Annotated in this window: 1 protein-coding gene; it reads left to right on the top strand. The window is 50.6% G+C overall.

Annotated features, from left to right (window positions below; all coding sequences use genetic code 11):
• Window positions 1–233, top strand: a 233-nt coding sequence (locus SB753_RS41705) for a 3'-5' exonuclease (protein ID WP_410805771.1), incomplete at both ends; no start/stop codon positions are given.

Genomic DNA, 233 nt, shown 5'->3' with positions numbered 1-233 from the left:
AGGTGAAAAAGCCGAAACCCGCATTGAGAACTTAAACGAGCTGATCACCGCCTGTCAGAACTTCGACGAAAACCGCGCCGAAGATATGACACCACTGGCGGCATTTTTGTCACAGGCTGCATTGGAGGCTGGTGAATATCAGGCAGAAGAGCACTCAGATGCTGTGCAATTGATGACGCTGCACAGCGCCAAAGGTTTAGAGTTTCCGCTGGTATTTATCTGTGGCCTGGAAG

The organism is Paraburkholderia sp. SIMBA_053, from assembly GCF_046534895.1.
Taxonomy (GTDB): Bacteria; Pseudomonadota; Gammaproteobacteria; order Burkholderiales; family Burkholderiaceae; genus Paraburkholderia; species Paraburkholderia caledonica.
The sequence above is the reverse complement of the archived record's forward strand: the minus strand, read 5'-3'. Positions and strand labels throughout refer to the sequence as shown.